This is a genomic window from Vibrio pectenicida (genome assembly GCA_024347015.1).
GTDB lineage: Bacteria > Pseudomonadota > Gammaproteobacteria > Enterobacterales > Vibrionaceae > Vibrio > Vibrio pectenicida.
In genome coordinates, this window is sequence record AP024889.1 from 2,760,075 (window position 1) to 2,780,941 (window position 20,867).

Here is a 20,867-nt window from a genome sequence, read left to right on the forward strand (position 1 = left end):
GAGCGATAAAAAGCCCGAATATATGAAGTGACCTTGTAAAATTGGGCATGTCATGTAAAAAGGGCTTTTAATGCCATCCAAACAACCGCTAGATTTACTCTTGTGGTACAACCTTGCCAATGTAAGGTAAGTGACGGTAATTTTGCGCATAATCAATACCGACGCCAACGACAAACTCATCAGGAATAGCGAAACCTATCCAATCTACAGGCACTTCAACTTCACGGCGTGAAGGTTTATCCAAAAGAGTACAAATAGAAATCGACTTAGGCTCGCGTAAAGATAATATCTCGCGTATTTTGTTAAGGGTGTTCCCCGTATCGATAATATCTTCGATGATCAACACATCTTTACCTTTGATATCATCATCAAGATCTTTCAAAATTCTAACATCACGAGAACTTTCCATACTATTTCCATAACTAGACGCAGTCATAAAATCGACTTGATGAGTTAATTCAATCTTTCTCGCCAAATCAGCCATAAAGACAAATGATCCTCGCAGCAAACCAACTAATACTAAATTTTCGCTACCTTGGAAATAGGTTGTAATCTCTCGACCTAATTCACTTACTCGAGCTTGAACCTCTTGTTCAGAAATCATTACTTCTACTGTATGCTTCATATCAATCTCATTTTTCATTTAATGACAATTCATCAGGCAAGGAATTAGCTACCAACCCAAGGTTTATGTACATATTTTATCATCACTACGCCACAGGTAAAACGTTTGCCTGATTAAAGGCTGCAATAAATATATGCAACTACATGATCTAAAGCACGGTATTAATAAAAATAATTATTAAATAAACTGAAATCGTTGACCTAATTGATATGCACCATTACACTCATACCTGCGAAAGCAATAATAATATTCTAATTAGGGCATAAGCCCATATATACAACTCAATTGGCAAGGAAATATAACTATGGATTCTATAGCTAAAAGACCGCGTACGCGTCTATCTCCACAAAAACGTAAACAACAACTAATGGAAATCGCATTAGAGGTGTTCGCTCGTCGTGGTATTGGCCGCGGTGGTCACGCTGACATTGCAGAGATTGCACAAGTTTCTGTTGCAACAGTATTTAATTACTTCCCTACCAGAGAAGATTTGGTAGACGATGTATTAAACTACGTTGTACGTCAGTTCTCTAACTTCCTCTCTGATAACATTGACCTCGACATTCATGCTAAAGAAAACCTTCGCAACCTAACTTCAGCAATGGTTGACTTAGTCGTCAATGACTGTCATTGGCTTAAAGTCTGGTTCGAGTGGAGTGCATCAACCCGCGATGAAGTATGGCCATTATTTGTAACAACAAACCGTACTAACCAACTTCTGGTTCAAAACATGTTTATCAAAGCAATTGAACGAGGCGAAGTCTGTGATATTCATGACCCAGCAGATTTAGCAACGCTATTCCATGGCATCTGCTACTCATTATTTGTACAAGCAAATCGTACTCAAGATGATGATTCAGTTAACCGTTTAACACAAAGCTATCTAGACATGCTTTGTATCTACAAATAAAGCACTGAATGAAATGAAAGCCGCGTATCGAATGATAGGCGGCTTTTTATGCTTCCCTGATTTTAAAACATAAAAAAACCGCTGACTTATTAGCGGTTTTTTATTTAGATATAGGAAAAATATTATTTCTTTTTCACTGCTTTCTTATTCGGTAAATCGGTAATAGAACCTTCGAAGACTTCAGCAGCTAGACCAACTGACTCATGTAGAGTTGGGTGAGCGTGGATGGTCAATGCCATGTCTTCAGCATCACAGCCCATTTCAATAGCTAGACCAATCTCACCAAGTAGTTCACCACCATTTGTACCAACAATAGCACCACCAATCACGCGATTAGTTTCTTTATCAAAAATCAGCTTGGTCATACCGTCAGCACAATCGGAGGCGATTGCACGGCCAGATGCCGCCCAAGGGAAAGTCGCTACTTCGTACTTGATACCCTCTTCCTTTGCTTCTTTTTCAGTTTTACCAACCCATGCAACTTCTGGCTCGGTGTAAGCAATAGAAGGAATAACCTTAGGATCGAAGTAATGTTTCTTGCCAGCAATAACTTCTGCTGCAACGTGCCCCTCATGCACACCCTTATGGGCAAGCATTGGTTGACCGACAATATCACCAATAGCAAAAATATGAGGAACGTTTGTGCGTAACTGCTTATCAACATTGATGAAGCCACGCTCATCGACTGCAACTCCAGCCTTTTCAGCGTCGAATAGTTGACCATTAGGTACACGACCAATAGCAACTAGAACAGCATCATATCGCTCTGCATCAGCCGGTGCTTTCTTGCCTTCCATCGACACATAAATACCATCGTCTTTCGCTTCAACCGCTGTTACTTTTGTTTCAAGCATTAAGCTGAACTTATTCTTAACACGTTTGGTGTAAACTTTAACGATATCTTTATCTGCAGCAGGGATGACTTGGTCGAACATCTCTACAACATCTACTTTTGAACCAAGAGATTGGTATACGGTGCCCATTTCTAGACCGATAATACCACCACCCATAATTAATAATTTTTCTGGAACTTCTTTTAATTCTAGTGCATCAGTCGAGTCCCAAATGCGAGGATCTTCATGCGGAATAAATGGTAGCTTGATAGGACGAGAACCAGCCGCAATAATCGCATTATCAAAGTTGACTAGCGTAGATTCGCCTTCACCTTCAACCTGAATTGAGTTAGGTCCAGTAAATTTACCGTAACCACTGACAACAGTCACATTACGCATCTTAGCCATGCCACTAAGACCACCAGTTAGCTGATTAACAACTTTTTCTTTCCAAATGCGAATTTTATTGATGTCTGTTTGTGGCTCACCAAATACAACGCCATGATCCGACATCGCTTTAGCTTCTTCAATCACTTTAGAAACGTGAAGAAGTGCTTTGGATGGGATACAGCCTACGTTAAGACATACGCCACCAAGAGTGCTGTAACGTTCGATAAGTACGGTTTCAAGACCTAAGTCTGCACAACGAAATGCAGCGGAGTAACCAGCAGGACCAGAACCAAGTACAACAACTTGGGCTTTAATTTCTTTGCTCATTTTGACCTCTTGTAGTCATTATCCCTAACAGGTGAGTGGGTATTGATTCTTATGTTTAAGAGTGGTTAGTTTAAACAATTATTTCAGACCGCCAACAGTTTACAGAGATGTTAATGGTGTGAAAAGCAATTCCATTTAGCCTGTGAGCTAGTCAGCAATTCAGCAAGGAAAATTTTCCTTTTACTCAATTGCCAAGCATTTATATCAACAGAGGCGGCTTAAATCGCCGCCTCTAAGTTACTAAATTTGGTTAAAGAACCAAACGACGAATGTCTGACAAACATGCATTCAAATAGGTGATGAAACGTGCACCTTCAGCACCATCGATAACACGATGGTCATATGACAGAGACAAAGGTAATTGTAGACGCGGTTCAAAGTCCTTACCGTTCCATACCGGCTTCATTTCAGATTTAGATACCCCAAGGATACCCACCTCTGGTGCATTCACTATAGGTGTAAATGCTGTACCACCAATTCCGCCAAGGCTAGAGATGGTGAAACAACCGCCTTGCATGTCTGCCGCTGTTAGCTTGCCAGAACGTGCTTTCTTAGAAACAACCATTAGCTCTTCAGATAGATCGTAAATGCCTTTTTTGTTCACATCTTTGAAGACAGGAACAACAAGACCGTTTGGCGTATCTACAGCAATACCCACGTTTACGTACTTTTTAAGAATGATGCTTTCGCCATCTTCAGAAAGAGAAGAGTTAAACGATGGGAATGCTTCTAGCGCTTTAGCAACCGCCTTCATGATGAACACAAGTGGCGTGATCTTCATTCCAGTGTCTTTCTTCGCTTCGATTGCATTCTGTTCTTTACGGAATGCTTCTAGCTCAGTGATGTCTGCGTTGTCCCACTGTGTAACATGGGGGATCATTACCCAGTTACGGTGCAGGTTAGCGCCAGAAATCTTCTTAATCTTAGAAAGCTTCTGAACTTCAGTTTCACCGAACTTGCTAAAGTCAACTTTTGGCCATGGTAGTAGACCAAGTGCAGAACCGTCGCCGCCTTTACCAGATGCCGCGGCACCAGATTCAAGACGCTTAAGAGCATCTTTAACGTAAGACTGAACATCTTCTTTAAGGATACGGCTCTTACGACCAGTACCTTTAACCTTAGAAAGGTTAACGCCAAATTCACGAGCAAGACGACGAACCACTGGAGAAGCGTGTGCGTAGTCTCCGTTCTCTTGGAAATCACCAGTTGCTGCTGGGGCTGCCGCTTCTGCTATAGGAGCAGGTGCCGCCGCCGGAGCTGCTGCTTGTACGGGAGCTGCAACAGAAGCAGGAGCCGCGCCTTCAACAACGAACGTCATGATTAAAGAGCCCGTTGACACTTTGTCGCCAGCGGTAATCTTGATTTCTTTTACTGTACCAGCGAATGGTGCAGGTACTTCCATAGAAGCTTTATCACCTTCAACAGTAATTAAAGATTGCTCTTCTTCTACTGTATCACCAACCGCTACCATAATTTCAGTCACCTCGACTTCGTCGCCACCGATATCAGGAACGTTCACGTCTTTCTCAGCTGAGGTTGCTGGAGCTGCTGCAACTGGTGCCGCTACTGAAGTAGGAGCTGCTGCAACTGGGGCACCAGAACCAGCCACTTCAAATACCATGACTAGAGAGCCAGTAGATACTGAGTCACCAGAAGCGATTTTAATTTCTTTAACCACACCAGAGAATGGTGCAGGTACTTCCATTGAAGCTTTGTCGCCTTCAACTGTAAGAAGGGATTGTTCTTCTTCTACAGAATCACCGATAGCAACCATGATTTCAGTGACTTCAACTTCATCACCGCCTATATCTGGGACATGAACTTCTTTAAGCTCGGCTGCTGCAGGAACAGCTGCCGCCGCTTCAACTACTGGAGCAATAGGCGCCGCTACAGCACCTTCAGCTTCGAAGATCATAATAAGAGAACCAGTAGAAACAGAATCGCCTTCTGCAACTTTGATTTCTTTAACGATACCCGCTGTCGATGCAGGCACTTCCATAGAAGCTTTATCGCCTTCAACTGTTATCAGAGACTGCTCTACTTCAACCTTGTCACCGACGCTTACAAGAATTTCAGTAACTTCAACCTCATCCGCACCGATATCTGGTACATTAATTTCGATTGCCATTTCTTATCTACCTTTCCAATTAAGCGTACAACGGGTTAGTTTTCTCAGTGTCGATATCGAATTTTTTAATCGCTTTAGTGATCACTGATTTATCAACTTTACCAAGCCTTTCGAGTTCTGTTAGTGCTGCAACCACCACATAACCTGCATTCACTTCAAAGTGACGACGTAGGTTTTCACGGCTATCTGAACGACCAAAACCATCCGTGCCAAGCACTTTAAATGATTCAGAAGGCATAAATGCACGAACTTGCTCTGCGTAATTTTTCATGTAGTCAGTGGCTGCGATTGCAGGCTCTTTACCCATCAATTGCGTAATGTATGACACCTGAGCTTTTGCTTCTGGATGCAACATGTTAAAGCGCTCTACGGCTTGACCATCACGAGTAATTTCGTTGAATGAAGTGACTGAGTAAACATCAGAAGCAACACCATACTCATCACTTAAGATTTGAGCAGCCTTGCGTACTTCGTTCATGATAGTACCAGAGCTCATGAGCTGAACTTTACCTTTTCCGCGCTTACCTGAGTAGCTTTCAAGTTTGTAGATACCCTTACGAATACCTTCTTCCGCGCCTTCAGGCATTGCTGGCATTGCGTAGTTTTCGTTCATCAGTGTTAGGTAATAGAACACATTTTCTTGCTCTGAACCATACATGCGACGAATACCATCCTGCATGATGACGGCGACTTCATAGGCAAAAGTCGGATCGTAGGAAATACAATTAGGAATTGTATTCGCCATGATGTGCGAGTGCCCATCCTCGTGCTGTAAGCCTTCACCGTTTAGGGTTGTACGGCCTGCTGTAGCACCTAATAGGAAACCACGTGACTGTTGATCACCCGCCATCCAAGCCATATCACCTACACGTTGGAAACCAAACATTGAGTAGTAAATGTAAAATGGGATCATGGGCAGGTCATTGGTGCTGTATGATGTTGCAGCAGCGACCCAAGAAGCCATAGACCCTAGTTCATTGATACCTTCTTGGAGTACTTGACCAGACGTCGCTTCTTTATAGTAAGAAACAATGCCTTTGTCTTCCGGTGTGTATTCTTGGCCATGTGGGTTATAAATACCAATTTGACGGAACAAGCCTTCCATACCAAAGGTACGTGCTTCATCACATATAATAGGCACAACGTTTTTGCCAATGCCTTTATTCTTTAACAGAATGTTTAACGTGCGCACATAGGCCATTGTGGTCGATATTTCACGCTTTTGCTCACTAAGCAGAGGAGCAAACTCTTCAAGTTCAGGCACTTGAAGATCTTGAGTAAATTTAGGTAAACGCTTTGGCGTATAACCTTTCAGTTCTTTACGACGAGCATGAAGGTATTCGTATTCCGCTGAGCCTTCTTCTAGTTTTAGATACGGTAGCGCTTGCACTGCGTCATCCGTAAGGATGTCTTGAAGCCCTAAACGATCACGTAGGTGCAATACGTGAGTCATATCCATTTTCTTAACTTGGTGTGCGATGTTTTTACCTTCAGCCGCTTCACCCATACCGTAGCCTTTAACCGTCTTCGCTAAAATAACGGTTGGACGGCCTTTTGTATCCGCAGCATTTTTGTATGCAGCAAACAGCTTAGATGACTCATGACCACCACGCTTAAGAGCGAAGATTTGATCATCCGTCATATCAGCAACAAGTGCTGCTGTTTCTGGGTATTTTCCAAAGAAGTGTTCACGTACGTACGCGCCATCTTTAGACTTAAAGGTTTGGTAATCACCGTCTACCGTTTCATTCATTAGCTGAAGTAGCTTACCTGACGTGTCTTTAGCCAGTAGGGAATCCCAGTTACTACCCCAAATAACTTTAACAACATTCCAACCAGCGCCTTTGAATAGACCTTCTAGTTCTTGAATGATGCTACCGTTACCCATAACAGGGCCGTCTAAGCGCTGTAGGTTACAGTTGATGAGAAAACACAGATTGTCTAGTTTTTCACGTGCAGCGAACGAGAGAGAACCGCGTGATTCTGGTTCATCCATCTCACCGTCACCGAGGAACGCATATACACGTTGCGCTGAAGTATCTTTCAGACCACGTCCTTCAAGATACTTGAGGAAGCGCGCTTGATAAATAGCAGTGATAGGACCAAGGCCCATCGATACTGTTGGGAACTGCCAGAACTCAGGCATGAGTTTAGGGTGCGGGTATGATGGTATACCTTTCCCGTCTACTTCTTGACGGAAGTTATCTAACTGCTCTTCAGTCAGACGGCCTTCAACAAATGCGCGCGAGTAAATACCTGGAGAAATATGACCTTGGTAGTAAACCAGATCGCCACCATCCGTGTCATTTGGAGCACGGAAGAAATGGTTGAAACATACTTCGTAGAATGACGCTGCAGACTGATAAGAAGCCATATGACCACCTAGGTCTAGGTCTTTCTTAGAGGCACGCAATACGATCATGATTGCGTTCCAGCGAATGATTGAACGAATACGACGTTCAAGCGTGGTGTCGCCCGGGTATGCTGGCTCTTGTGCGGCTGGAATAGTGTTAATGTAGTTAGTGTTGATCCCCGTAGGCATATCAACACCATCTAAACGTGCTTTTTCTAGAACTGTTTCTAATAGAAACTGGGCACGTTCTACACCTTCTTCACGAACAACGGATTCAAGAGCTTTTAGCCAATCTTGAGTTTCCAGTGCGTCTACGTCATGCTTCATATCAGACATGGCGATCTATCCTTCTGTTGGTTGGATCTATATATTTAAGTAACGCTATTACGAGTCGTTACCCTGTTGTATTCGACGTAAAGAGCGCTCTCTGCGAGATTCTTCGCGGCTCAAATCCAACAATGTTTCTTCAATATAAGCTAAATGAGAATGTGACATTTCACGTGCCTTTTCAGGCTGACCTGAAACAATCGCATCTACAATATTAGCTCGGTGTTTACTTACTTTTTCAACCACTTCATCACGACGATGTAAGAGTTTGAGATTCTGCAGGACATTTTGCTCCAATAGTGGTGCTAAACTGCGCACAATGTGCAATAAAACCACGTTATGGGCAGCTTCAGTTAAGGCTATCAAAAACTGCATAACTGCAGTGGCTTCAGCCTCAACGTTCTTCTTCGTTTGCTCTTCACTAATATTGTTCAAGCATGCTTGAATACGGGCAAAGTCCTGTTCGGTACCACGAACTGCTGCAAAATAAGCGGAAATACCTTCCATCGCATGACGCGTTTCAAGCAAATCCAACTGTGTTTCCGAGTGGCTAGACAATAAATTTAGCAGAGGATCGGAGAAACTCGTCCAAATTTTCTCACTAACAAATGTACCACCACCCTGACGACGCGTAAGAAGATGTTTGGCTTCTAGTCGCTGAATGGCTTCTCGGATTGAGGGTCGAGAAACATCAAACTGTTTTGCCAGTTCTCGCTCTGGTGGCAACTGCTGCCCCGGAGATAAGGTTCCTTCCACAATCAGCCTTTCTAATTCTTGTTCTATAACATCAGAAAGTTTTGGCTGACGAATCCTTTGATAAGCCATAGTTGTTGTTCTTCTATTTTTTGCAGTCAATTGGTAATACCAATTTCATATTGGCGAAGAAACTAACATAATTAAAACGCAAGTTCCAGTCAAAAGTTGACCCATATCATTGAACAAGATAACCATCAACACTCTGATAACAATAGCTGATTAAAACAGCAACTCAATTGGTCAGACCAATTACAATACATAAACAATTAAACTTTGAAGTCCCACCTAGCTCAAGATTAGAACCAACAATTGGCACTAAGTTTCAACCAAAAAGCCAAACTACCTGCTCAAAGCTGATAACTAAGTGTTAAGTAATGCAGAGAAAAAGCCAGTCCATGGATTGCCTACAGGCTTTCATAGGCATAGAGGAAGGGGGCCACCTATTACAATTCTGTTGTTGATCATTTGGCTTCGAGGTAATCAATCATGAGTTGTAATGATTGATTACCTCGAAATTCATTTATATCAAGTTTAAAAGCCAAGCGAACTGTTTTTACTGAGGCATCAGGCCAGCGCCGCAAATCAACATTAAAAGCTATACCGTCCAACATAATATTAGTTGGATGACCTTTATATAAAGGCTCTAACATAAGTTTTAGATGCTTTTCACCCACCAGCTTTTGGTGGAGTAGCTTGAATTCACCGTCAAAGACAGGTTCAGGAAATGCTTGCCCCCAAGGCCCAGCAGCACGAAGTAACTCTGCAGTATGCATAGAAAACTCTTCTGGCTTAAGTTCACCGTCGGAGAGAATAATACCTTTAAGAGTCGCGTCATCGAGCTCTGCCTTAACAGCAGCGTCAAAAAGCTGAGAAAATCGCTCAAAGTCTTGTTCTAAAACCGTTAAACCAGCAGCCATTGCATGCCCACCAAACTTAATAATTAGACCTGGGTTTTGGGTATCAATATGGTCTAAAGCATCACGCATGTGCAAACCTGGTATTGAACGGCATGAACCTTTTAACATACCATCGCCACCATCGGCAAAAGCAATGACCGGACGGTGAAACTTTTCCTTAATTCGGGATGCCAAAATACCAATCACCCCTTGATGCCAATCACGCTGAAATAATACTAATCCATGAGGCATGTGATTATCACCAAATTGTAAACGCTCACAAAATGCCATCGCCTCTTGCTTCATTCCCTCTTCAATCTCTTTTCGAGTTTGATTCAACCCATCCAACTCATTCGCCATTCGACGCGCAGCATGAATATTATCAGTCAGCAACAGCTCAACACCAAATGACATATCATCCAAGCGGCCAGCAGCATTAATGCGCGGACCTAATCCAAACCCAAAATCAGCGGCAACCAACCTACGAGGATCTCGTTTTGCGACTTCAATTAGAGCCAGAATTCCTGGCCTAGATTTACCTGCTCGAATACGCTGTAATCCTTGATAAACCAAAATTCGATTGTTTTCATCGAGCGGAACAACATCAGCAACGGTTCCAAGTGCCACTAAATCAAGTAACCCCATCAGTTTCGGCTCTGTTATACCTTGCTGAGAAAACCAGCCTAAATCACGCAAGAAAACACAAAGCGCCATCATCAAGTAAAATGCAACGCCAACACCGGCTAACGCTTTAGATGGAAAGCGACAAGCCTCGAGATTCGGATTAACCATAGCATCAGCAATAGGGAGTTCATTGCCCGGTAAATGATGATCTGTGACCAATACCGTTAAACCTCGTGATTTGGCATAGCGTACTCCTTCAATAGAAGACACTCCATTATCAACCGTCATGATAACTTCTGCACCAAGCTCAATAGCCTGATCCACTACTTCAGGACTCAACCCATAACCGTCTTCGAAACGATTTGGTACCAAATAATCAACATTTGCTGATCCAAGCATTCTCAGCGCTATCACGGATAAAGCCGAGCTGGTTGCCCCATCTGCATCAAAGTCACCAACCACGATAATTCGTTTATTAGCTGATATAGCTTGGTATAAAAGTTTTACCGCCGTATCAATCCCATGCAATTTTGTAAATGAATGCAGATAACGAGCTGTAGTTTCTAACTGCTGGGAGCAAGTAACCCCACGAGAAATATAGATACGTTTAAGAAGAGGCGTAATATCAGCCTCAAGTAAACTCAGATTTGCTTCTGGACGACGTTGAATCTCGATCATAAATAAAATCAAACTTGTACTTTAGGAGGCATTAGAATGGAAAATACACAAAGCGGACAACCACCAGCAACATAAGGATTGAGATCAGGTGGCTACCGCTACTTTTCAATAACTCTAACGAGTCAAAACTGATATTTTTACGACTTTTGAGTCTGTTGCAAACGTTTTAGCATTTGATCTGGTGGCAGATAACCACCCACCATTTCACCGCCTGGCAAAAAGATCGCAGGAGTGCCACTTATGCCCAGCTCTCGACCCAAGTTATAGTGTTTTTTGATAATATCTTGGAATTTAGCAAAGTCTTTGCTCTTGTCTGGGAATTCACTTTTTTGCTTTGCGATATCCATCGATTTTTGCGGGTCTTTTGCTCCCCAAATAGTCGCCATTTTATCGGCAACTGAACCTGCTCCCCCTTGACGCGGATAGGCCATATAGCGAATAGTGATACCAAGATTGTTATAGTCTTTAATTTGATTGTGTAGGCGTACACAATAGCCACAGGTTATATCGGTAAATACTGTAACAACATATTTCTCATCTTTAGCTTTGAATTCAATCATGCTGTCTTGGAATTTGTTAATTTTAGCCGCATTAATTGGTGCCTGTCGCTTGGCTAATACATCTTCATACTGGCCATCTTTATCAAGCTTATATAAGCTCCCAGCTAAAAAATATTCACCGTCTGGCGAAGCAAAAAGAACCCCACCACTGGTTTGAACCTCAACCAAACCTTTAATATCGGCTGGTACTACTTTATTAATTTCTAAACCTAATTTAGAAAAACGCTTTTCAAGTTGAGCTTTATCTACTTTTACCTCTGCTGATGAAACCGTTTGTGCGGTCATTAGTAAAGGAAGGGTAAGTAGAGTCATTCGGCGTAATACGCTCATTGAATTCACCTTATTATTTACTGGCAAAGGGCATCCCCTATGCTCTTGGATGATGCTCACTGTGTAACTGCTTTAATCGCTCTGTTGCCACGTGAGTATAAATTTGTGTTGTCGATAAGTCACTGTGCCCTAATAGCATTTGTACAACTCTAAGATCTGCTCCATAGTTGAGCAAATGGGTGGCAAATGCATGACGCAACACATGTGGCGACAACAGTTCTGTCTCAATTCCAGCCATAATGGCATAATGCTTGATGCGATGCCAAAACGTCTGGCGCGTCATTTGACGTGCTCTTTTGCTCGGAAATACTACATCAGAAGTTGTTTCTCCTAGCAACTCAGACCGTCCTTGCTGGATAAAAGTTTCAATCCATTCAACAGCATTTTCTCCCATAGGAACCAAGCGCTCTTTTCCTCCCTTACCAGTCACGCGCACAACACCTTGTCTAAGACTTATATTTTCCATTGTCAAACTGACAAGCTCTGTTACTCGAAGTCCAGTCGCATAGAGCAATTCAAGCATCGCTTTATCTCTTAATTCCAGCGCATCATTGGTGTCTGGAGCATTTAATAATGCCTCAACTTGCTCCTCACTCAGATCTTTAGGGAGTCGCTTGGGTAACTTAGGACTGACCAAAAGTGCACTAGGATCATCGGCTCGTACTTTTTCTCTATGAAGATATTGAAATAAGCGTCGTATAGCTGACAACATTCTTGCGCGGGAGGTCTGTTTATAATCTTGATCCATTAACCAGCTCTGATAATTCTGCAGCCCAGATAAACTTATGAAATCAAGACGATAATTGTTATCGCTCATCCACTGAATCAGCTTCGACAAATCATTACGATAAGACATCAAGGTGTTTTCAGACAATCCTCTTTCCATCCACATCGCATCAAGAAACTGTTCAATAATCCCCTGCTCAAAAGAAATCTTATCTGACACATTAATCCTCAACTGTAAGATATGCGCTCAATGTAAGTGTCATGAGATAATAAAGCTATAAAAATTGCTTTTTATTCTGCATATTCGCTGCAAAGCTCGCCATTTTATGGTTAAAATTCACTATTAATTAGAATGAGTGAAAAAGAAAGTAATGAAAATTGGTCTGTTTTACGGTTCAACCACCTGCTATACCGAAATGGCCGCAGAAAAAATGCGAGCTATTCTAGGAAAAAATCTGGTTGATATTTTTAATGTCAAACAAACACCTCTAACTGAGGCGGAAAATTACGACTTACTCATTCTAGGCATCTCTACTTGGGACTTTGGAGAAATTCAAGAAGACTGGGATGAAATTTGGAATGATATTTCAACCTTATCGCTAAATGATAAAACCATCGCATTATATGGGCTTGGCGATCAAGAAGGCTATGGTGAATGGTATCTAGATGCGATGGGTATGCTGCATGATCAACTACAAAAAACAGGTGCTAGTATTATTGGCTATTGGCCAAATGATGAGAGCTACCAATTTGATGCTTCTAAAGCCCTCACTGAAGATAAAAAACAGTTTGTTGGCCTAGCTTTGGATGAAGACTCCCAGTATGAACTCAGTGATGAACGCATTGCAACATGGGTTGAACAGGTGTTAGTCGAATACCAAGAGACTCTTTAAAATAAGCCTCATTAGGTTGGTGGCAAAACATCAACCTGCTCATCTAAGCGAGAAGTTTAATCAATTATTTTTCACCATAATCATACGCGATAGTTTAGCCGCTTAACCCACTTCGATACCTTGTCCAATCAAATACCAGCCCGGGATCAGTTTTACGCATTGGCGCAATATATTGATGCCCGGTAATTCTGGGCAAGGTAATTTTAGGGAAACATGTTTGTATAACTTGAGTTATGATTGTCAGTGCCTGATATTGCTCATCGGTATACGCGATGAAATCACTGCCTTCCAGCTCAATACCAATCGAATAATCGTTGCATTTTTCTCGCCCAGCAAAGCTTGATACACCGGCATGCCAAGCTCTAGCTGTAAATGGCACAAACTGAACTACTTCACCATCTCGCCTAATTACACAATGAGCGGAAACCCTACTTTGATAAATAACTTCAAAAAAAGGGTGAGCTGTAGGTTCAAGCTGACCAGTAAATAACTGTTCAATGAAAGGTCCATCAAACTGTCCGGGCGGCAGGCTAATATTGTGAATCACCAATAAAGAAATATCTAGAGGATCCGGTCTATGATCAAAAAATGGGGATGGGACATGTCGCGCTTTTTGATACCAACCTTTTTCATCGATCATTTTCATCACCTTTACTGTTGTTAAGTTCTTGATTTTATAATTTTGGACATTAAATACCAGAATAATGGCTGAATTTCCTTTCCAGTCATCGTATCATGCCCGACTCATGTACAACTGCCTATTAAATTTGTGATGACGCATCCCCATAACAGCAACGAACGACTTGAGTATTTAAAACAACAATTACCAACAGAAATTTCTCACTCGGTAATCAAAGCAATCAAAGAGGACTTGGGCGGCACGCTTGATCCTACCGCTGATATTACTGCAAGTTTAATCCCAGAAAGCGCTCACAATGAAGCAACTATTATTACTCGTGAGCACGGTATATTTTGCGGTCGCGCTTGGGCAGATGAAGTTTTCAAACAGCTAGGTGGTGAGGTCAATATCGACTGGCATGTCAAAGACGGGGACCCAGTCGAACCAAACCAAGTCCTTTGCCATCTTTCTGGACCATCTCGGGCTTTATTAACTGGCGAACGTAACGCAATGAACTTTATACAAACATTGTCAGGTTGCGCCACTGTTACAGCCCAATACGCCAAACAGCTGGAAGGAACTGGCTGTCGCCTTCTCGATACCCGAAAAACGATTCCCGGCTTACGCAGTGCTTTAAAGTATGCCGTCACCTGTGGGGGAGGCTTTAATCATCGTATTGGTGTCTTCGATGCTTATCTCATCAAAGAGAATCACATTATTGCTAATGGTGGGATTAGCCAAACCATTCATGCAGCAAAGCAACTTCACCCAGACAAGCCTATTGAAGTCGAAACGGAAAGTTTGCAGGAGCTGACGGAAGCCATTAATGCTGGTGCTAACATTATTATGCTGGACAATTTCACCACTGATATGATGCGTGAGGCTGTCAGAATTAACGCAGGTCGCGCCGCATTGGAGAATTCGGGTAACGTTACTCTAGAGACTCTGCGAGAATATGCGAAAACCGGTGTCGATTATATTTCTGTTGGGGCGTTAACCAAGCATATCAAAGCACTCGACTTATCGATGCGCTTCAAATAGTGATAATATTGGGAGAGAAACACTCTCTCAATGTCTCATATAAGACACATAAAAATAGCTCTACCTTGAGTCATTATGCAAAAATACTGTGCATAGTTGATTAATTCCATTAACCATTCTCACTTATCTTATCTATTTTCGAAGCGAGTATTGCTTTGTCTCCATATAATCGGCGTGACTCATTTCAGCAAACGATTAGCGGTGACACCAGCAATGAAACAGACACCAGGCTTTACACTTATAGAGCTAATGATAGTTGTCGCTATCATAGGTATCTTGTCATCATTTGCTATTCCAACCTACCAAAGCTACACAAAACGTGCACATGCAAGTGAAATATTAAGCACAATGTCAGCTTTGAAGGTAGCCGTTGGCATTTGTATATCGACAACAGGTTCATCAATTCATTGCACTTCCGGCCAAAACGGAGTTCCAGCCAAACAAGACTTCAACAGCTATTCTATTGAGTCCCTATCAACTGATGAAGAGAATATCATCAAAGCCGTAACTATAAGTTCAAAAGGCTCACTACCCTCTGATTCAGTCATCTCTTTAACCAGCCAAATATCGACAACTGGCCTTACTTGGAAGGTTAATTGCACCGGTATCGATAATCAAAGCTGGTGTCCGAGACATGCCAAATGAGCCAGCTTCCTCAATTACTGTGCAATGCAAATTTTATTAATGCTCAGCAAGTTGAAGCTACTCTTGCGACAATGAAAGCAGAACAAATTGACGCTTGCTCTGCTCTAACTCGACTTGATAATGTTACGCCTATAACACTAGCTGAAACTCTTAGTAAATTATTTAATCTCCCCGTGGTCTCACTGGACAGTTTTGACTATCAATCATGTTGTGAGCAACTAGGGGTTAGCCATTTAATCCACCAGCACTTGGCTTTACCGTTGGAAATTACACACTGTCAATTGCTGATTGCGGTTGCAGACCCCTCAAACTCAATTACAGAGCAAGAGTTTAACTTCATGACAGGCTTAAATATAAAATGCGTGCTCGTCGAAGTTAGTCAATTAACCCATGCTATACACTCACTGTATGGCTCAGAGAGTGCTAATCAACAATACAATACAAAACATATAAGCAGTAACGAACTAGAGCATTTAGTCGATGATGTTAGATCTAAAGAAGAAGGTATTGAGCAAGATAATTCTCTTATTAGCCGTTATATACATCAAATAATATTGGAAGCCGTACGTAAGAAAGTTTCAGACATTCACTTTGAACCCTACGATGGCTGGTTTAGAATCCGATTTCGCTGCGACGGGTTATTGATAGAAGCACACCAACCTCCTCATCAAATTTATCAAAGGTTAGTATCTAGGCTCAAAATCTTAGCGCAGCTCGATATATCTGAGCGCCGACAACCTCAAGACGGCCGTATCACTTTCAACTTAACAGAGTCGAATATTATCCACATCCGCATTTCAACTTTGCCCACTATGTGGGGCGAGAAGATAGTATTAAGACTACAAAACAATCAAGTAACAAACCTAGATCTTACCTTTCTGGGGTACGACTCATATCAACGTCAAGTGTTTACCCAAGCACTCCACAAGCCTCAAGGTCTGATACTTATCACAGGCCCAACCGGAAGTGGTAAAACGCTATCTTTATACAGTGGGTTAACTTTACTAAACAAAGGGAGTATCAATATTTCAACAGCAGAAGATCCTGTGGAAATCAGCTTACCTGGTATCAACCAAGTCCAGATTCAGCCTCAAATTGGATTTGGGTTTGCTCAAGCACTGCGAGCCTTTCTCCGTCAAGATCCAGATGTAATTATGGTGGGAGAAATACGTGATAAAGAAACCGCAGACATTGCTACAAAGGCTGCTCAAACCGGTCATCTTGTTCTGGCAACTCTACACACTAACTCAAGCACTGAAGCTATTGTACGCTTAAAAAATATAGGCATTGAATCTTATAACATCGCGGCTTCACTCAGCCTTGTCATTGCCCAAAGATTAGTCCGTCGACTTTGCCCTCTCTGTAAATGTGCAGACACAGTGCCTGCAAATATCCCCCAAGTAAAAGGGACCGTTTATTATCAAGCATCGGCTAATGGATGCAATGCTTGTAATCAGGGATATCTTGGGAGAATAGGTATCTACGAAATGTTAAGTATTACCCCAGAGTTAACCCAATCGATACTCAAGCAAGATACTCAAGCACAGCTTGATAAACTTGCTAAAAAACAAGGGATGAAAACACTTAACCAGTTAGGTATACAAAAAGTTTGTGAAGGTGTCACCAGTCACGCAGAACTGCAACGAGTATTGGTACGATGAAAAGAATAAAAAGATGTCAAATCACAAATTAAATACATACCTGTGGTATGGAATAGATTCAAGTGGGAGAACAATAAATGGAAAAATACTGGCTGTATGTCAAGCACAAATCATGGAGCAACTCAACGAACGAAATATTCAAGTAAGATTAATCAAGAAACGTCCGCTCGCAGCCTACAAACAAGTTCGAGAACGAGTTAGTACAAAAGAAATCACCCGCCTTACACGTCAGTGGGCAAGCATGACAGCTTCAGGATTACCGATTGCAACCTCGCTCAAACTTATCGCAAATAACTCCCAGAGAGCGGGAGTTAAATCACTCACTTGGCTACTACGCCAGAAGCTCGAAGCAGGGTTATCAGTGACTCAAACTCTACAGCAGTCCTCTGAACATTTTGACTCCATATTTCTGGCTATTGTGAATGCGGGTGAAAACACTGGACGACTTGCTGAAGCTCTTGAACGAGCGGCCAATTATAGAGAAAGAGCTGAATATCTACGCTCAAAAATGATAGGAGCTGCCATTTACCCAAGCTTGGTTTTAGCGACAGCTATACTGGTTACTATTCTAATGCTTACACAAGTTATACCCGAACTTGAGCGCATGTTTACTAGCTATAATTCACCATTACCTTGGTTTACTCAACAAGTAATTAAACTATCGAGATTAACCCTAGATTACGGTATTTACACTGGAGCTATAACTATTTTTATAACCTTCACTATTCGACTTGGTTACTGTCATTCAAATCGCTTTAGACATAGTCTGGATCGTTTAAAACTGAAAATTCCTTTATTTGGTAAGCTATACAGCCAAGCAGGTTTTACTTTGTTTAGTCGAACGCTAGCAACCTGTTTTGAGTCTGGAATTTCCATCACACCTTGTTTACATACTTCAGCGCGAATATTCAAAAACGCTTACTACCAACAGAAGGTTCATGAACTAATTCAAGAAGTAAACTCTGGCCTAGCCCTTAATTTTGCTATGCGCCATAGTGGGATTTTCCCTGAATTTATGCTGCAAATGGTCATGCTCGGTGAAGAGTCTGGACGACTTGCTGATATGCTCAACCGTGTTGCCGATGAATATGAGACTGAAATTGAAAAGGCTATTGAGCACATGAGTCAAGCATTTGAACCTATTATGATCGTAATACTCGGCACAGTTGTCGCCAGTTTAGTGATCGCTATGTACCTACCTATCTTTAACTTAGTGAGTGTAATGAGCTAATATAATCCTCTTAAACCACTGCCTACATTCTAAATCGGCTGAATTATATATGAATCTCTTTTTTTATTACCCGTGGTTATTTCCAACCCTTGCAACCATATTTGGTCTGATCATCGGAAGCTTCCTCAATGTCGTCATTCATCGACTACCTAAGATTATGGAACAAGAATGGCATAAAGAATGCGCGGAATGTTTCCCTGAGTATCAAATATCACCTCCAGTAGAAAACTTTAGCCTTAGCAAGCCACGTTCTCAATGCCCAAGTTGCAAAACTAAAATTAGAAACATTGATAATATCCCTCTCATTAGCTGGCTGATGTTAAGAGGTAAATGTAATCATTGCCAAGCCAAAATCAGCGTACGATACCCACTTGTCGAGCTGCTATCTGCCCTATTAAGCTTTACCGTCGCATATCAATTTGAGTTCAGCTACTTTGCTGTTGCATTACTGTGCTTTACTTTTGTCCTAATCGCTGCAACTTTTATCGATTTAGACACTATGCTCTTACCGGACCAACTAACTCTTCCGCTTGTATGGTCAGGTATATATATTTCTCTAATTGGGGTAAGCCCAGTTTCTTTGCAAGATGCTGTTATAGGTGCCATTAGTGGGTACCTATGTTTGTGGACTGTCTACTGGGGGTTCAAACTTTTGACAGGCAAAGAAGGAATGGGCTACGGTGATTTTAAGTTATTAGCAGCTTTAGGGGCTTGGCTTGGTTGGCAATATTTGCCCATTATCGTCTTACTTTCTTCTTTAGTTGGGTTAGTTTTTGGAATCATTCAACTACGCTTGAAAAAACAAGGAATTGATAAAGCATTTCCTTTTGGACCGTACCTTGCTATTGCGGGATGGATAAGCGCACTCTGGGGAGAACAGATTTTAAGCTGGTACTTCACTCAAGTTATTGGAGTCTAATATGCCTTTTGTTGTAGGCCTCACTGGTGGTATTGCCAGTGGAAAAACTACAGTTGCAGACCTGTTTAATTCTCACTTTGGTATTGAGATTATTGATGCCGATATAATAGCCAGACAAGTAGTTGAAAAAGGCTCTGTCGGGCTGGAAACTATAAAGTCTCATTTTGGGTCTAGTATCTTATTGAGTGACGGAACACTAAATCGAGCTAAACTAAGAAATATAGTCTTTACTTGTGAAGAGAATAAGAAATGGCTCAATGGGTTACTTCACCCTATGATTAGAGAAAAGATGCAATTAGATATTGCAAACATTTCTTCACAATATGCATTACTGGTGATCCCATTGATGGTGGAAAATAATCTACAAAGCTTGACTAATAGAGTCTTGGTAGTCGATGTGAATGAACAAACACAGTTGCATAGAACAATGGAAAGAGACAAGGTAGGGCTTGAACAAGCGAAATCAGTCATTGCGGCTCAAGCAAGTCGTTCACAAAGACTGGCAGTTGCTGATGATGTGATAAAAAACGATGCAACAAACAAGGAACTTTTGCCTCAAATCACAGAATTACATCAAAAGTACCTAGAAATAAGTAGGGTAGATCGGTCAGAATAGAGGAAGAATAATCAAAGGCTGCATGGAATGACAACGCACTATTTTGAACATCCATTGAATGAGAAAACTCGCATATATTTGCGCGTTGAAGCACTACTCAATCAATTGAGTATATCATCCCAATTTAGTGATGACATGCAGCATCTGCTATTTTTCCGCTCTCTATTTGACTTACTTGAAATTTTTGAACAAATACAGCTAAAAAGTGAATTAGCTAAAGATATAGAAAAACAACGCCTGTCATATCGTTCATGGCTACATGTCGAGGGCGTTGATCAGAAAATGCTCAATAATATCCTAACCGAGGTCGATGATGTACATAGCAAACTCATGGCAGCTGAACGCTTCGGTCAAAGTCTAAAAGAAGATCGTTTCCTCAGTACTATTAGGCAAAGATTCAACTTACCTGGAGGATCATGCTGTTTCGACTTACCGGCTCTTCATCACTGGCTTCATCTACCCATCAGACAAAAAACTGAAGACAGCAATCAATGGATCGAAAATCTACAGCCTTTAACCGATGCACTTAAACTCTGGTTACGCCTAACGCGAGAAACGGGGCACTTCCAACAACAAGAAGCCCTTTCGGGCTTTTATCAAAGCGACGCTGAGGATGCCAACATCCTTCGCTTGGAAATTCCAATGGGGTACGGTGTATACCCAATGATTTCAGGTCACAAAAATCGCTTTGCTATCAAGTTTATCTTTTTTGCTTCTGGTCAAGCTTCCTGCGATAATATTGACTTCAAACTAGCCGTCTGTAGCTAATCTTAGATAAA

Annotated in this window: 18 protein-coding genes; 9 read left to right on the top strand and 9 right to left on the bottom strand. The window is 41.7% G+C overall.

Annotated features, from left to right (window positions below; genetic code table 11):
• Positions 1-94: 94 nt before the first annotated feature.
• Positions 95-625 (bottom strand): hypoxanthine phosphoribosyltransferase, encoded by a 531-nt coding sequence (gene hpt, locus OCV27_RS12580; RefSeq protein WP_125319685.1) that lies wholly within the window; start codon positions 623-625, stop codon positions 95-97.
• A gap of 304 nt (positions 626-929) precedes the next feature.
• Here hpt and OCV27_RS12585 point away from each other — a divergent pair, with 304 nt between their 5' ends.
• The gene (locus tag OCV27_RS12585; protein ID WP_125319686.1) at positions 930-1,535 is read left to right on the top strand and encodes a LuxR/HapR/OpaR family quorum-sensing transcriptional regulator; all 606 of its coding nucleotides are present in this window, start codon (positions 930-932) and stop codon (positions 1,533-1,535) included.
• Positions 1,536-1,657: 122 nt separating this feature from the next.
• Here the strand turns inward: OCV27_RS12585 and lpdA are convergent, their stop codons facing one another.
• The 7 genes from lpdA to xerD all read right to left on the bottom strand — a co-directional run bounded on the left by lpdA (position 1,658) and on the right by xerD (position 12,629).
• Positions 1,658-3,085 carry a dihydrolipoyl dehydrogenase gene (gene lpdA / locus OCV27_RS12590; RefSeq protein ID WP_125319687.1) on the bottom strand — a complete coding sequence of 476 codons (1,428 nt, stop codon included), beginning with the start codon at positions 3,083-3,085 and terminating at the stop codon, positions 1,658-1,660.
• A 250-nt stretch (positions 3,086-3,335) separates the two neighbouring features.
• Positions 3,336-5,213: a pyruvate dehydrogenase complex dihydrolipoyllysine-residue acetyltransferase gene (aceF, locus tag OCV27_RS12595; protein WP_125319688.1), complete on the bottom strand. Its 1,878-nt coding sequence runs from the start codon at positions 5,211-5,213 to the stop codon at positions 3,336-3,338.
• A 19-nt stretch (positions 5,214-5,232) separates the two neighbouring features.
• Positions 5,233-7,902, bottom strand: a complete 2,670-nt coding sequence (gene aceE / locus OCV27_RS12600) for a pyruvate dehydrogenase (acetyl-transferring), homodimeric type (RefSeq protein WP_125319689.1) — start codon at positions 7,900-7,902, stop codon at positions 5,233-5,235.
• A gap of 48 nt (positions 7,903-7,950) precedes the next feature.
• Complete coding sequence (gene pdhR, locus OCV27_RS12605) at positions 7,951-8,718, bottom strand: pyruvate dehydrogenase complex transcriptional repressor PdhR (protein WP_125319690.1); 768 nt, start codon at positions 8,716-8,718, stop codon at positions 7,951-7,953.
• 392 nt (positions 8,719-9,110) lie between these two features.
• The gene (recJ, locus tag OCV27_RS12610; RefSeq protein WP_125319691.1) at positions 9,111-10,847 is read right to left on the bottom strand and encodes a single-stranded-DNA-specific exonuclease RecJ; all 1,737 of its coding nucleotides are present in this window, start codon (positions 10,845-10,847) and stop codon (positions 9,111-9,113) included.
• Positions 10,848-10,984: 137 nt separating this feature from the next.
• Positions 10,985-11,737, bottom strand: a complete 753-nt coding sequence (locus tag OCV27_RS12615; protein WP_125319692.1) for a thioredoxin fold domain-containing protein — start codon at positions 11,735-11,737, stop codon at positions 10,985-10,987.
• Positions 11,738-11,774: 37 nt separating this feature from the next.
• A complete protein-coding gene (gene xerD, locus OCV27_RS12620) occupies positions 11,775-12,629 on the bottom strand; it encodes a site-specific tyrosine recombinase XerD (protein ID WP_245986645.1) in 855 nt (284 codons plus the stop codon).
• Between the two features lie 205 nt (positions 12,630-12,834).
• Here xerD and fldB point away from each other — a divergent pair, with 205 nt between their 5' ends.
• The gene (gene fldB / locus OCV27_RS12625) at positions 12,835-13,356 is read left to right on the top strand and encodes a flavodoxin FldB (protein ID WP_125319694.1); all 522 of its coding nucleotides are present in this window, start codon (positions 12,835-12,837) and stop codon (positions 13,354-13,356) included.
• A 94-nt stretch (positions 13,357-13,450) separates the two neighbouring features.
• On the opposite strand, the gene ampD is transcribed toward fldB, so the two are convergent.
• Positions 13,451-13,996 carry a 1,6-anhydro-N-acetylmuramyl-L-alanine amidase AmpD gene (gene ampD / locus OCV27_RS12630; RefSeq protein WP_125319695.1) on the bottom strand — a complete coding sequence of 182 codons (546 nt, stop codon included), beginning with the start codon at positions 13,994-13,996 and terminating at the stop codon, positions 13,451-13,453.
• Positions 13,997-14,128: 132 nt separating this feature from the next.
• Here ampD and nadC point away from each other — a divergent pair, with 132 nt between their 5' ends.
• The 7 genes from nadC (at position 14,129) to zapD (ending at position 20,856) form a co-directional block, all read left to right on the top strand.
• Complete coding sequence (gene nadC, locus OCV27_RS12635) at positions 14,129-15,016, top strand: carboxylating nicotinate-nucleotide diphosphorylase (RefSeq protein ID WP_125319696.1); 888 nt, start codon at positions 14,129-14,131, stop codon at positions 15,014-15,016.
• 213 nt (positions 15,017-15,229) lie between these two features.
• Complete coding sequence (locus tag OCV27_RS12640; protein WP_125319697.1) at positions 15,230-15,661, top strand: pilin; 432 nt, start codon at positions 15,230-15,232, stop codon at positions 15,659-15,661.
• Complete coding sequence (locus OCV27_RS12645) at positions 15,658-17,322, top strand: ATPase, T2SS/T4P/T4SS family (protein WP_125319698.1); 1,665 nt, start codon at positions 15,658-15,660, stop codon at positions 17,320-17,322. Before OCV27_RS12640 ends, OCV27_RS12645 begins: the two co-directional genes overlap by 4 nt.
• A gap of 13 nt (positions 17,323-17,335) precedes the next feature.
• Positions 17,336-18,553, top strand: coding sequence for a type II secretion system F family protein (locus OCV27_RS12650; RefSeq protein WP_125319699.1), 1,218 nt, complete (start codon positions 17,336-17,338; stop codon positions 18,551-18,553).
• Between the two features lie 49 nt (positions 18,554-18,602).
• On the top strand, positions 18,603-19,472 hold the full coding sequence (locus OCV27_RS12655) for a prepilin peptidase (RefSeq protein WP_125319700.1): 870 nt from the start codon (positions 18,603-18,605) through the stop codon (positions 19,470-19,472).
• Between the two features lies 1 nt (position 19,473).
• Positions 19,474-20,088, top strand: coding sequence for a dephospho-CoA kinase (gene coaE / locus OCV27_RS12660; RefSeq protein ID WP_125319701.1), 615 nt, complete (start codon positions 19,474-19,476; stop codon positions 20,086-20,088).
• Between the two features lie 27 nt (positions 20,089-20,115).
• On the top strand, positions 20,116-20,856 hold the full coding sequence (gene zapD / locus OCV27_RS12665) for a cell division protein ZapD (protein WP_125319702.1): 741 nt from the start codon (positions 20,116-20,118) through the stop codon (positions 20,854-20,856).
• Positions 20,857-20,867: the final 11 nt, after the last annotated feature.